The sequence below is a fragment of the Streptomyces sp. NPDC048192 genome (assembly GCF_043202415.1).
Classification (GTDB): domain Bacteria; phylum Actinomycetota; class Actinomycetes; order Streptomycetales; family Streptomycetaceae; genus Streptomyces.
Genome location: NZ_JBIDAL010000016.1, coordinates 169228 through 181361, shown reverse-complemented (window position 1 = coordinate 181361; position 12134 = coordinate 169228). Strand labels below are relative to the sequence as shown.

The window sequence follows — 12134 nt, the reverse complement described above, 5'->3', positions numbered from 1 at the left end:
GCGTGCTGACCCTCACGCTGAACCGGCCGGAACGGCTCAACGCACTCAGCGACGACATGCTCGACGGGCTCGTCGAGCAGCTTCGGACGGTCGAGCAGTACACCGTCGCCGTCATCATCCGTGGCGCCGGACGTGCCTTCTGCAGCGGGCACGACCTCAAGCACGCCGCCGCTCAAGGGCGCCTCAACACCGTCAGCGCCCGAGCCGTGGCCCAGCGCATGCAGCGCGTGGCACACGCGATGCGTGAGTGCAGCGTACCGATCATCACGCAGGTGCACGGCTACGCGATCGGCGGCGGGGCCGAGATCGCGCTCAGCGGTGACATCGTGATCGTCGCCGAGGAGTGTGTCTTCCAGTTCACCGAGGCGTCGGTCGGGCGCGTCGTCACCAACGGTTTCACCAACCTGCTGCCCAAGACCGTCGGACCGGTGCGCGCGAAGTCCCTCCTGCTGATGGGACGGCCCCTGAGCGGAACAGAGGCCGCGTCATGGGGGCTGGTGACGGAGGCAGTTCCCGGAACCGGCCTGGAGATCGCTGTGAACAGTGCGATCCAGGTGCTCGGCGAACAGTCCAGGTGGGCGGTCGGCGCCGCCAAGAACCTGGTCAACCGAGGCTTGCAGGCGAGCTTCGAGGCCACGATCGATCTGGAGATCGGGGCGGCGATCGAAGCCGAGCTGGGTGCCGACGCCGAATCCGGCGCGCAGTCCTTCGCACGCACCTGACCACAACTCCCCCACGAGAAAGAGCGAGATCAATGCCAGTCAGCAACGCCCTGGAGCCCGACGAGATCGGCCCCGGAATGTTCGACCTCACCGGCCGACGGATCCTCGTGACCGGAGCCTCCAAGGGTCTCGGACGGCAACTCGCCGTCGGCTGCGCTTCGTTCGGCGCCACGGTCGCGTGTGTCGCGCGGAGCGAGAACAAGTTGAAGGAGACGAAGGCGCTGGTCGAAGCCGCAGGCGGCAACGCCTTCGTCTATTCCACGGATCTGTCCGACCCCGAGTCCATCACCGCGACCGTCGCTTCGGTCGCGCAGGACCTCGGCGGGATCGACGTCCTCGTCAACAACGCTGCCGACGACCACGACTCCCCGATCGAGGACACGTCCCGCGAGACCTGGCAGCGTGTCATCGACCTCAACAACCGGTCGGTGTTCCTTCTCTGTCAGGCCGCGGCGCCGCACCTGCAGAACTCCGGCGGCTACGGCAAGGTGATCAACATCGCCTCGATCCTCGCCAGCGTCGGCCTCCGGGACAACACCGCGTACATCATGTCCAAGCACGCGGTCGTTGGCCTGACGAAGGCTCTCGCCCTGGAGTGGGCGCGTAAGGGCGTCCAGGTGAACGCCCTGTGCCCAGGCTTCCTGGTCACGGACATGACCGCACACTCCGTGAACGACGAGGCGTCCAGCCGCTGGATCATCCAGCGCACCCCGATGGGGCGCTGGGGGCAGACCACCGACTTCGTGGGCGCGGCCGTGTTCCTCGCGTCCCGGGCCTCGGACTTCATGACCGGACAGTCGATGTACGTCGACGGCGGCTGGACCGCCCAGTAGGCCACCCGATCGCACAGTAAGGAGAACGAGATGAGTGAGGAACTGAAGCCCCAGCTCGCGCCGAGGGTCGAGAAGTACGTCATCGAGAACGGTCCCATGACCGTCGAGATGCGCACGCAGAAGACGGGTCTGTCCCAGCTCGGGGGCGGGATCGCCCGCTTCGACAAGGGTGGGGCGACCGCGCCCTGGAAGCTGCCGTACGAGGAGGTCATGTGCGTCCTCACTGGAACCCTGAGGCTCACGTTCGGTGACGAGGTACTCGAAGCCGGCCCCGGCGATGTCGTGACCATCCCGAGGGGTGTCGAGGTCATCTACGAGGGTGAAGCCGGGACGACCGGGTTCTACGCGCTCACTCCCGCCGACTGGTACCGCGAGTACCCGAACGGCCTCTGATCCGCGCATCAGGATGCGCTGAGACCGGTAAGGCCATCAGCCACCCGGGGACGGCACGGCGCTACGTCAGGCCGCGCCGCCCCCGGGATGGTCTCCCGGCACCACTTACTCGACACAACATTCGTAAGCCACTGAGGTGATCATGACTGTCGATCTCACGCCCGACCCCGGCGTGGCGGACCTCGCCCAGCGCACCGCCCGCTTCATCCGAGAGACCGTGCTGCCCCTGGAGGAACAACACAAGGGCGTCGCCCGCACGGAGGGCCTGCGGGTGGAGCTGCAGCGCGGGGCGAAGGCGGCGGGTGTCTTCGCGCCCCATGTCGCGGCTGGACTCGGCGGTCACGGACTGGACATGCGCGGCAGAGCCGCGGTGTTCGAAGAAGCGGGATACTCGCTTCTCGGCCCGCTGGCGCTGAACATCGCAGCCCCCGACGAGGGCAACATGCATCTGCTGGAGGCCGTCGCGACCCCCGAGCAGCGCGAGCGCTATCTGCGGCCGCTCGCCGCCGGGGAGATCCGGTCGTGCTTCGCGATGACCGAACCGGCACCCGGCGCCGGATCGGACCCGAACGCGCTGACGACACGCGCCGAGAGGGTACCCGGCGGCTGGCGCATCGACGGCCGCAAGTGGTTCATCACCGGTGCCGATGGCGCCGGTTTCGCGATCGTCATGGCACGGACGTCCGGCGAACCAGGCGACCGCGGCGGCGCGACCATGTTTCTCGTCGGCTGCGACAACCCGGGGATGAAGACCGTCCGGCACATCGAGACTCTCGACGAGAGCCTCTTCGGCGGTCACATCGAGCTGCTCTTCGACGGCTGCTTCGTGTCCGACGACGCTGTCCTGGGAGAGGTGGACGAGGGCTTCCGGTACGCGCAGGTCCGGCTGGGCCCCGCTCGGATGACCCACTGCATGCGGTGGCTGGGAATCGCCCGCCACGCCCAGGACATCGCGGTGGCTCGTGCCGCGGAGCGGGAGCTGTTCGGTTCGCGGCTGGCCGAACTCGGCATGGTCCAGCAGATGATCGCCGACAACGAGATCGACATCGCTGCCGCACGCGGTCTGATCCTGCAGGCGTGCTGGGAACTCGATCAGGGCCGCTCGGCCGCCCAGTCGACCTCGATCGCAAAGACATTCAGCGCCGAGGCCATCTGGCGCGTGGTCGACCGATCGCTGCAGATCTGCGGTTCGCTCGGGGTGTCCGGGGACGCGCTGCTCGGACGCTTCCTGCGGGAGGTGCGGCCGTTCCGCATCTACGACGGCCCCTCCGAGACGCACCGATGGGCGATCGCCCGCCGGGTCGTACGGCGGTACGACAGCGGCGCCGGCAGCCGGGGCGGCAAGGGCGGTGCGTCATGAGCGCCGCCGCCCGGAGCAGTGTGGACGGCCTCGACCTGGCCGCCCTGATCCCGTTCTTCCACGACCATGTCCCCGGCTTTCGCGGCGAACTCTCGGCTTCCTTGATCCAGGGCGGTCGATCCAACCTCACCTATCGGGTCACGGACGGCCAGGCCATCTGGGTCCTGCGCCGCCCGCCCCTGGGCGGCCTCACTCCCTCCGCACACGACATGGGGCGCGAGTACAAGGTCATTTCCGCGCTCGCCGGCAGCGGTGTTCCGGTGCCCCGTGCGGTCGCCTGCGGCGACGCGTCTGTCATGGGTGTGCCGTTCTCTCTGGTCGAGTACGTGGGGGGCAGGGTCATCCGCACTCCCGAGCAGCTTCACACCCTGACGGACCAGCAGATCACCGACTGTGCCTACGCCCTGGTGGACGTCCTCGCCGGCCTGCACGCCGTCGATCCCGTTGCCGTCGGGCTCACGGGCTTCGGCCGTCCCGAGGGTTATCTCTCCCGGCAGATCGAGCGCTGGTACGACCAGTGGACCCGGGTCCGCACCCGCGACCTCGCCGACATCGACACCTTGCACGCACGGCTCGCCGCCGCCTGCCCACCCGAGGCCGGAGCGTCCATCGTCCACGGCGACTTCCGCATCGACAACGCCATCCTCGCCCCGCACGACCCGTCGCACGTGCGCGCCCTGGTGGACTGGGAGATGGCCACACTCGGCGATCCGCTCGCCGACCTCGGTCTGCACCTTGTGTACACCGATCCCGCTTTCGCCCCTGTGCTGGCCGGTGCCGCGGCCTCGACCAGTGAGCGCCTGCCGACGAGGGCCGAACTCGCGGGCCGTTACGCGAAGGCGAGCGGGCGCGACCTGGACCGCCTGGACTTCTACCTGGCACTCGGCTACTTCAAGATCGCGGTCATCGCGGAGGGCATTCATGCCCGCCACCTCCAGGGGCTGACCCGAGGCGCCGGTTTCGACGCCGTCGGCGAGGCGCCCGGCCCTCTGGCCGCCGCCGGGCTGCGCGCACTCGCGCACGGCGCGTGAGCGAGAACACGATGCCCGCGTGGGTATTGGTGGAGCCGGGTCAGGCCAGTCCCGCGATGCGCGCCAGCGCTTCGTCCACCGACAGCCGTCGGAAGCTCTCCCTGCGTACGGCGCCGTCGGCGCGTGCGGCCTGGGCACGCGCGCGGGCAAGCTCGACCCTCTTCTGCTCTGGCACCTCGCCCGCGCGCGTTTTGACCCGCTCGACCCAGCGGTGGGTGTCCTCGGGGCGGTCGAAGCCGACCCTGATTCCAGCCAGCTCGTCGACGCCAAGTGCCAGCACCTGCTGCGCGCCGGCCAGAGGGTTGAGCGTGAAATCGGCGTTCTCTTCGGCCCGTGGGTCGAGCGAGCGGAGTACGACATCAGCGGCCGTCACGCAACCGCTGGGGTCGTACGCGAAGCAGGAGGCGATCCGGTCATGGGCGCTCTGCTGCTCCGCCCAGGTGCTGGGGCCTTCCTCGAGCCTGGCGACGTCGCCGACCGAGACGTCGGGCACGGCCAGCCGGGTGACGGCGTGCGTGTTCACCGCGGTCAGGATGTCGACCGGGTTCCGTGTCGGGATGACCACCTCCTTGCGGGGCGGCCAGAAGTCGAAGGCGCTGTGGTCGCCGAGGGGACCCCCGACGTGGAATGCGTAGATCTCGGGGTACGCGGGTGCCTTGCCCCGCCTTTCCGGTCGCACGTCGTAGAACGCCGCGATGGCGGCCTGGATCAGCAGGCTGGCACCGAGCGCGCCCAGCGGACGGTCGATGAGGATGCCGAACCGGTCGTCCGGTGTCCAGCTGGGGAAGAGCCCTGCCAGGTCCGTGTCCTCACCGCCGATGAGGTACTGGAAGCTCGAAGGCTTCAGCTGTGTGGCCGTGTGCATCGCGATTGTCCTTCCGTCGCAAGTCGAATTCGGTCTCGTCGTTGACGAGACCCCAGTCCAAGTCGGTCCCTCGTTTGGGTTGTTACGGGAGGGGGCGACCGAAGGCGCTCGCCCCCGAACACACTCGTGGGACGAGCGCTCGCGCCGCAGACAGGCGGGAACCTCCACCTGTCAGTTCATAGCCTTCACCAGCGTCGTGACGAAGGAGAGGTCCTGGCCGATACGCGTCGCCGAGAGATCGCCGTCGAGCGGGGTGATCGTCGCGTAGCCGTCCTTCAGTAGCTTGTAGTCGACATCGCTCCTGTCCGAGCCGGCGTTCTTGGCGGAGATCTCGTAGTTGCCGTAGTCCCGAAGCGTGTAGGTGGTCGGGAAGGGGTCCATGGTGTCCAGCTTCGCTGCCTTCACTCCCTCGAACTCGTCGAACGGGTAATTGACATTGAGGCCGAGGCCCTTGGGCAGGAGCCTCTGGCAGTCCGCGGATGACTCCTGCAGGGTGCGCAGGAGCGTGACCACGAAGGCCGCCGTGCCCTCGAAGTCCAGCGGATTCGTGTCGTTCCAGTCATAGTCCCAAGGGGCCTCGGAGCTGACAGCGATCGACGAGACCCCGCGGTCCATGGCGGTGGTTGCCGCACCGACAGTCGGAATGGTTGGTGACGCGCGAGGTGTTCTGTCCGTAGTTGGTACCCGACACGACGACATCCGGGTACCGGTCGGCGGGGAGCGTGTAGAGCGCGAACGCCACAGCGTCGGTGGGGGAACCGTCGACGGCGAGGATGTCGTCATCGGTTGCCACCGGGTGGGTCACCTCGAGCACCTCGCCGTACGCGATCCGGGAGCTCATGCCGGATTGGTTCTTCAGCGGGGCGACCATCGTCACCCGGTTGCCGGCGGCCTTGAGCGCTGTGTAGACGGCCTGGATTCCGGGTGCCGACCAACCGTCGTCGTTCGTCAGGAGCACATCGAGCGGTCCCCTGCAGCTCGGGCGCGCCTCTGCTGCGGTGGCATGGCTCTCCATGCCCGTCGCGACGGCAACGGATGGTCCGGCCACGCCCAGTGCGGCCAGGCTGAGCGCGAGGCAGGCGATCCTGCCTCGTCGACCCATCATGTGTTCTCCGATCTCGGGGCGAAGGCGTCCGCTGCTTGGATGGGTTTCTCTCGCGATGTCGCGCACGGCGCTGCCGAGGCACCGTGCGGCAGGGACGAGTTGCGTGCCTCGCTCGGCTTCGAGTGGCCGTGTCGCGAGCACAACGGCTGGTCGTCCCGCAACGGGGCCTTAGGCTGATCCGCTCGCAGCGGGGGCCTCGGTTCGCGCTCGGCCCGCTGCGGCATCGACGGGGAACAGCTTGTGCTCCATCCAGGCCGTGAGCCTGGGCACCGATTTGGGAGCAATGCGGGCTAGGTAATCGAGCATCCGGGCGTCCATTCCCACCAAGATGCGTGGTCTGCCGGAGGCAACGCCATTCAGGATGATCTTGGCTGCCTGGTCGGGCGGCATACGAAGCAACTTCTCGTTGAAGGTATTGAGGCGCTGGACGTGGCGCTCGGTGAGGCCGACGCCACTCGAACGAGCTCGTTCAAGAGCGCTGGTAGCGATGCCGGTCGACACCCCTCCTGGATGGACCACCGTGACACGGACGGGGAGACCAGCGGCGAGCAGGCCCGCGCGTACCGATTCGGTGAACCCGCGCACGGCGAACTTGCTTGTGGCGTAGGCGCTGTTCGCCGGTTGGGCGAGGAATCCGTCGATACTCGAGATGTTCACCAGGTGGCCGTCGCCGGACTCGATGAGGTGCAGGAGGAAGGCCTTCGTCCCGTTGATCACGCCTCACAGGTTGACGCCGAGAACAGCATCGTAGACGGCCAAGCTGACGTCGAAGCCGTCGACGGCGGGAGCAATGCCTGCGTTGTTGACGAGCAGATGCACGGTCTTGTAGTGGGCCACGACCTCCTTGCTGTAGGCGTCCATCGCCGTTCGGTCGGAAACGTCGACGCGTGCGGTATGCACCGGCACCCCGTGGGCCGCGGCGAGGTCGGCGGTCTCGGCCAGGCCGCGCTCGTCCACGTCGCAGATGGTCAGGCGCGCACCACGCTTGGCAAGGCCGACTGCTAGCGCGCGCCCGATGCCTGATCCCGCTCCGGTGATCACGGCGATTCGACCGTTGCACTGACGCATGAGGACTCTATTGATGAGGGGGTGCGGGTCGCGCCTCAGACGAGTCATCCACCCGAGGCCTCGACCAGGCCGGGCCTCGTCGCTCCAGTCGCGGACCACGGACTCGGCGCGAGAGAACCGGCGTTCCAGGCGGCGCGGACGTCTCGCGCCTCGTGGCGAACCGCAGCTCGTCGGGGGCGTATGCGGCGCCGGTCTCGGGCGGGCGGGCCGCCAAGGTCGTCGGTGGCGCTGAGGATCAGTGGATTTCCCATGGGCCGCGTAGCCCCCGGCGTAGAGGCTCAGCCGCCGGTGCGCGCCACCTTCGTGAGGGCGAAGAAGCCGAGTTCTCCGAGGCCGGCCCTCTCGGCCTCGTTCAGGTTCTCCCCGGCGGCCTCGAGCAGCCGGACCTTGAAGCCCGCGGCCCGTATGACGTCGAGCGCGGCGCGGCAGCCCACGGCGTATGCGTTCAGATGGGCGGTGTCGGTCTCGTGCTGGTCGCTCGCGATCGCGGTGACCGACTCCTTCGCCATGGCGGCGAAGGTCTGGCAGGCCATCTCGCTCAACGCGTTGAGGGTCTCCGGGGCGACGCCCTGGTCCAGGGCGTAGGTCGCCGCCTCGACGTAGGCGTTCAGCGCCGGCGAGAAGAACGCGCCGATGATGGTGGCATCGAGCACGCTGGCGGCCTTGACGTCGCCTGACACCCGTGCCGAGTAAGGGCCCGTCGCCATCAGGGTCTGCTCGTGCTCGACCCACGCCTTTGATGAGCCCGAGTAGAGGACCAGGCCCTCCTCGGTGCCGATCTGCTGCGGGTAGCAGAGAATCGCGCCGTCGAGGTACGGAACGCCGCGCTCGCCGGCCTAGGCCTGCAGCACCTCGGCCTCTGTCGGGCTGCCGGTGCCGATGTTGACCAGCGTGATGCCGGTCCAGTCGGTGACGCCCGCGAGCGCCTCACGCGTCGTGTCGTACGTCGAGGTGCAGGCGACCACCAGCTTCGAGGACCGCACGGTCTCGTCGATGTCCTGGATCGGGCTCACTCCGTCGGGCGCGAGGGCCTCGGCCTTGGCCGGGGAGCGGTTCCACGCGGCCGTCTTGCTGCTCTTCGCGGCGAAGTTGCGGGCCAGCGCGGCGCCCATCAGTCCGCAGCCGAGCACGGCCACGTCGTACGTCTTGGTTCCTGTGGTGTCAGACCAGTGCGTTTCCTCTCTGTCGAGGGAAGGTGCGACGGACGGTCGTCGGGAGGCGCGCGGCCGAGGCGGACTGGGAGCGAGCCACTCGAGCTCGCGGATGTCTCGTTGCGTGGGGCGGCTCGGACGTACCTCCGAGCCGCTGAGCGAGACCAGCCTCGACGTCGTATGTGTCCTGGAGATCCATGCGATGGCGGGGACCGAACACTCCGGCGTAGAAACGGATACGCGCACGGTCATGTCGTCGCGGTTCCCGGTCGGGCTCGCTGAAGGTGACCATTGGGGACGTTTCGAGGGATCGTGGCCTTCGAGGACCTGCACCTGGAGCCGCTCTTGTCCCGTGCGCGCCCTTGTCGCCGGGCTCGACGCCGCGGTCGGCCAGCAGTCCGGCGACTTGGTTCGTCTTGGCGTTCACCTCGGCTTAGGTGAGCCTGGTTCCGCCCAGCACCAGTGCGTCCCGGTCCGGGTAGCGGCGGTGCTGTCTTCGACGAGCGAAGCGAGATCGAGCACGATGTTCCGTGCGTCGGCGGGGCGGCTTACGCCGCCTGCGCCATCAGGGCTTTGAACGCGCCCGGGTGGCGGGCGGAGGACACGGATGTCGCGGCGAGAATGCCGACCATGTAGACGGCGGAGACGAGGTATCCCACGGTGTAGAGGTGGGGCTGCGGCACTCCGGGGACCTGGGGGATGTAGGCGAGGGACAGGACGATCGTGTTGACGGCGGCGCCGAAAGCGGCGCCGATCATCATCACCGTCGCCGGGATGCCGGCGGCCATCCCGGCCTGGTCCTCGGACACCACCAGCTGCGGAATTGCGAACGAGCCGCTGTAGCCGGCGCGGGTCCCGAGGCCGACGACGGCCGAGCCGACGAGGTACTGCCACGTGTGGTCGTGGGCGAACGCGAGCCACACGAGTCCGAGGCCGCACAGCGCCGCGCCCGCGGCCAGGATGACGCCGGGGCGTCCCTGCTGCACCATGCGTTCCGCCGCCTTGCCGCTGATGAACATGGTCAGCGCGAACGGCAGCATGAGCAGGCTCGTCCCGAGCGCGTCGGTGCCCAGGCCGTATCCGACCGCGGCCGGGGTCTGGGTGTAGTAGGTGACCAGCAGCACGAAGGCCGCGTCGACGGCGCCGAACAGGAAGGAGGCCACGCAGGCCGTCGTGGCGTACGGCCGCTTCAGCATCGCGAGGTCGAAGACCGGGGCGGTCGACCGGCGCTGCGCCAGAACCCAGGCGACTCCGGCGACGACTCCGATGCCAAGGAGCAGGTAGCACACGTTGCCCCAGATACTGACCTGAGCCATCGCGAGCAGCACCAGCGTCAACCAGGCGATCATCCACACCGTTCCCCACACGCCGATCCGCGCCGAGGAGGCGGGGCGCGAGCGCGGAACCACCACCACAAGTGCCGCCGTGGTCACCGCGAACGCCGCTGCCAGTATGTAGAAGAAGGTCGACAGCGACAGATACTTCACCGACATGCCGCCGCCCACCATGCCGGCCACGACTCCGGTTCCGGTGGCCATGATCAGGACGCTGACCGCGGTGGCTACCGAGGACCCGGAGAGATGGCGGCGCAGGAAGCCGACCGGGAGCATCTGCGCCGCGCTGCCGAAGCCGAGCATGGCCGACCCGACGATCAGCGCCGGGTACGAGTCGCCGATGGCGGGGATCAGCGCGCCCGCCGTGAGTAGGACGCCGGACCACAGGAGCATCGTGCGGTCGTCGACGACGTCCTGCAGGCGAGGTATGAGCACGAAGCCGGCGCCGCTGCCCAGCAACATCGCAGTGAGGACCCAGGTCGCCGCCGAGACGCCGACGGCGAAGTGGCTCTGCATCAGGGGCAGCAGAGGCCCCAGCATGAAGTTGACCGCGATGGTCACCGTGCACAGCAGCGCGGAGACGCCGATCAGCGGGCCTCGCCTGCCCGTAGCCTGGGCTGCAACGCCTGTTCCTGCGCTGAGCGCTGTGTCGTTCGTTCTTGCCATCGTGATTCACTCTCGTTCGGGATGGGGCGCCGTCGCCACCGGCTGAGCCCGGTCGCGCCGACGTGTGAGGGGGGTCTCAAGGTGCGCGGTAGGGCCTCAACGCGGCTAGGACAGGGCTGGCGCAACTTGCGGGTGGCCGCGGTGCACCGTGCACCACATCGCCGCTGCTGTGCGTAGCTGAACTGCTACTGGTTGTGTCCGGACGCGTGCCTGTCGACACGTCACTGCGCGTCTGGCCTGGTCAAGACCTGGCATTGCGCGGAAAACGCGAGTTCGGCGAGCCCGGCCCGCTCGGCGAGGTCGAGATTCTCGACGGCCGCCCCGATCAGCCGGCCAGGGTGTCCCGCGGCACGCAGGGCGGTCAGCGTGGCCCGGGCGGCCTCGCCGAAGGTCCTCACTGTCGCCTGATCGGTCTCGTGGGCGTCGCGCGCGATCGCAGTCGCCGTCTCCGGCGTCACTGCCTCGAGAAGGGCGATTGCCTGCGCTGCAGTCGAAGCCAACGCCCTCGGGGGCAATCCCTGATCGATCGCATAGGTCGCTGCCTCGACGTAGGCGCTCAGCGCAGCGATGAAGAACGCGCCGAGCATGCCCGCCCCCAGGACCCCGGCGCCGCGCACCTCGTCGGAAACGTGCTGTGACGCGCCGCCGAGGTTCACGAGGATGTCCTTGTGCTCCTCCCAGAGTGCGGCCGGCCCGGACACGACGACCATGCCGCGGGGAGAGCCGATGTCGCTGGGGTAGCAGGCGATGAACCCGTCGAGGTAGGCAGCGCCTCGCTCGCCGGCCCATCGCGCCATCTCCTCGGCTTCGTCGGGCGATCCGCTGACCAGATTGACCAACGTGGTGGTGTCCCAGCTGGTGACTGGCTGGAGAGCCGCTCGCGTGCTCTCGTAGCTGTTGGTGCAGGCGATGGCGATCCTCGATGCTTGCACCGCTTCGTCGAGGGAAACCGCGGGAGAGACCCCCGAGTCGGCAAGCGCGAGAGCCCGCTCCGGCGAGCGGTTCCACGCGGCCACCGAATGACCCCGCCCTGCGAGGGTTCTCGAGAGTGCGGCTCCCATCAGCCCACAGCCGATGACCACCACGTCGTACTTCTTCGCGCCGCCCATGAATCCATTCCTTTCGATGACTTGCCAAGTCGCTTGTCACTGCCGGCCGATGCGGGCGTACACCAACGCCCCGTACAACGCCACGAACATGCCGACGACGGCGTTACCGCCGGTGAAGTGCACGCCGATGTTCGTCGTTGCCATCACCAGAGTCACCACGACTCCGAAGGTGGCGAGTGTGGGCGCCACGAGCCGGCGCCAGACGGCCGTCTCGTCCGGCTGGAGGTGGTCGAGCTAGACGCTGCCCTTTTGCGATGAACACGCACAAACCGCCTGGATTCTCGAGGTGTCGCGACATCTTGATGAATCCGACTGAAACAGCAGCTACACGACGCCGATGCGCCCGCGGAGGCGGTGGGATTCGGCGGGTCCTGGTTGCACGGAGGTGATATGCGGTGTTTGGTCGCCGGTGCTGGTCATCGCGCTCCTCGGTCGCACATCGGCCGGCGGGGGACCGAACTCGTCCTGTTCCGCGTCGACAGTGGCCGCTGGGACCG

12 protein-coding genes and 1 pseudogene are annotated in these 12134 nt (G+C 68.4%); 5 read left to right on the top strand and 8 right to left on the bottom strand.

The window, feature by feature from the left end; translation table 11 throughout:
• The first annotated feature begins 2 nt into the window (after positions 1–2).
• The 5 genes from ACGFZN_RS30970 to ACGFZN_RS30950 all read left to right on the top strand — a co-directional run bounded on the left by ACGFZN_RS30970 (position 3) and on the right by ACGFZN_RS30950 (position 4339).
• Positions 3–722, top strand: a complete 720-nt coding sequence (locus tag ACGFZN_RS30970; protein WP_393861758.1) for an enoyl-CoA hydratase/isomerase family protein — start codon at positions 3–5, stop codon at positions 720–722.
• A gap of 32 nt (positions 723–754) precedes the next feature.
• Positions 755–1555, top strand: a complete 801-nt coding sequence (locus tag ACGFZN_RS30965; protein ID WP_362122394.1) for an SDR family oxidoreductase — start codon at positions 755–757, stop codon at positions 1553–1555.
• Between the two features lie 30 nt (positions 1556–1585).
• Complete coding sequence (locus ACGFZN_RS30960; RefSeq protein WP_362122396.1) at positions 1586–1948, top strand: cupin domain-containing protein; 363 nt, start codon at positions 1586–1588, stop codon at positions 1946–1948.
• A gap of 142 nt (positions 1949–2090) precedes the next feature.
• Positions 2091–3308 (top strand): acyl-CoA dehydrogenase family protein, encoded by a 1218-nt coding sequence (locus tag ACGFZN_RS30955; RefSeq protein ID WP_393861757.1) that lies wholly within the window; start codon positions 2091–2093, stop codon positions 3306–3308.
• Positions 3305–4339: a phosphotransferase family protein gene (locus ACGFZN_RS30950; protein WP_393861756.1), complete on the top strand. Its 1035-nt coding sequence runs from the start codon at positions 3305–3307 to the stop codon at positions 4337–4339. Before ACGFZN_RS30955 ends, ACGFZN_RS30950 begins: the two co-directional genes overlap by 4 nt.
• A 40-nt stretch (positions 4340–4379) precedes the next feature.
• Here the strand turns inward: ACGFZN_RS30950 and ACGFZN_RS30945 are convergent, their stop codons facing one another.
• From ACGFZN_RS30945 to ACGFZN_RS30910, 8 genes and pseudogenes are all read right to left on the bottom strand, one after another.
• On the bottom strand, positions 4380–5204 hold the full coding sequence (locus tag ACGFZN_RS30945) for a hypothetical protein (RefSeq protein WP_393861755.1): 825 nt from the start codon (positions 5202–5204) through the stop codon (positions 4380–4382).
• 171 nt (positions 5205–5375) lie between these two features.
• Positions 5376–5819 (bottom strand): hypothetical protein, encoded by a 444-nt coding sequence (locus tag ACGFZN_RS30940; RefSeq protein WP_362122403.1) that lies wholly within the window; start codon positions 5817–5819, stop codon positions 5376–5378.
• Positions 5764–6375 (bottom strand): 5'/3'-nucleotidase SurE, encoded by a 612-nt coding sequence (locus tag ACGFZN_RS30935; protein ID WP_393861754.1) that lies wholly within the window; start codon positions 6373–6375, stop codon positions 5764–5766. The genes ACGFZN_RS30940 and ACGFZN_RS30935 overlap by 56 nt, the downstream gene beginning before the upstream one ends.
• A 102-nt stretch (positions 6376–6477) precedes the next feature.
• Positions 6478–7377 (bottom strand): annotated as a pseudogene (locus ACGFZN_RS30930) (SDR family NAD(P)-dependent oxidoreductase).
• A 278-nt stretch (positions 7378–7655) separates the two neighbouring features.
• Entirely contained in the window at positions 7656–8084 is a 429-nt protein-coding gene (locus tag ACGFZN_RS30925) for a hypothetical protein (protein ID WP_393861753.1), read from the bottom strand.
• Between the two features lie 129 nt (positions 8085–8213).
• Positions 8214–8513, bottom strand: coding sequence for an NAD(P)-binding domain-containing protein (locus ACGFZN_RS30920; RefSeq protein WP_393861752.1), 300 nt, complete (start codon positions 8511–8513; stop codon positions 8214–8216).
• A gap of 563 nt (positions 8514–9076) precedes the next feature.
• Entirely contained in the window at positions 9077–10528 is a 1452-nt protein-coding gene (locus tag ACGFZN_RS30915) for an MFS transporter (RefSeq protein ID WP_362122408.1), read from the bottom strand.
• A 221-nt stretch (positions 10529–10749) separates the two neighbouring features.
• Positions 10750–11637: an NAD(P)-binding domain-containing protein gene (locus ACGFZN_RS30910; RefSeq protein ID WP_362122410.1), complete on the bottom strand. Its 888-nt coding sequence runs from the start codon at positions 11635–11637 to the stop codon at positions 10750–10752.
• Positions 11638–12134 lie beyond the last annotated feature (497 nt).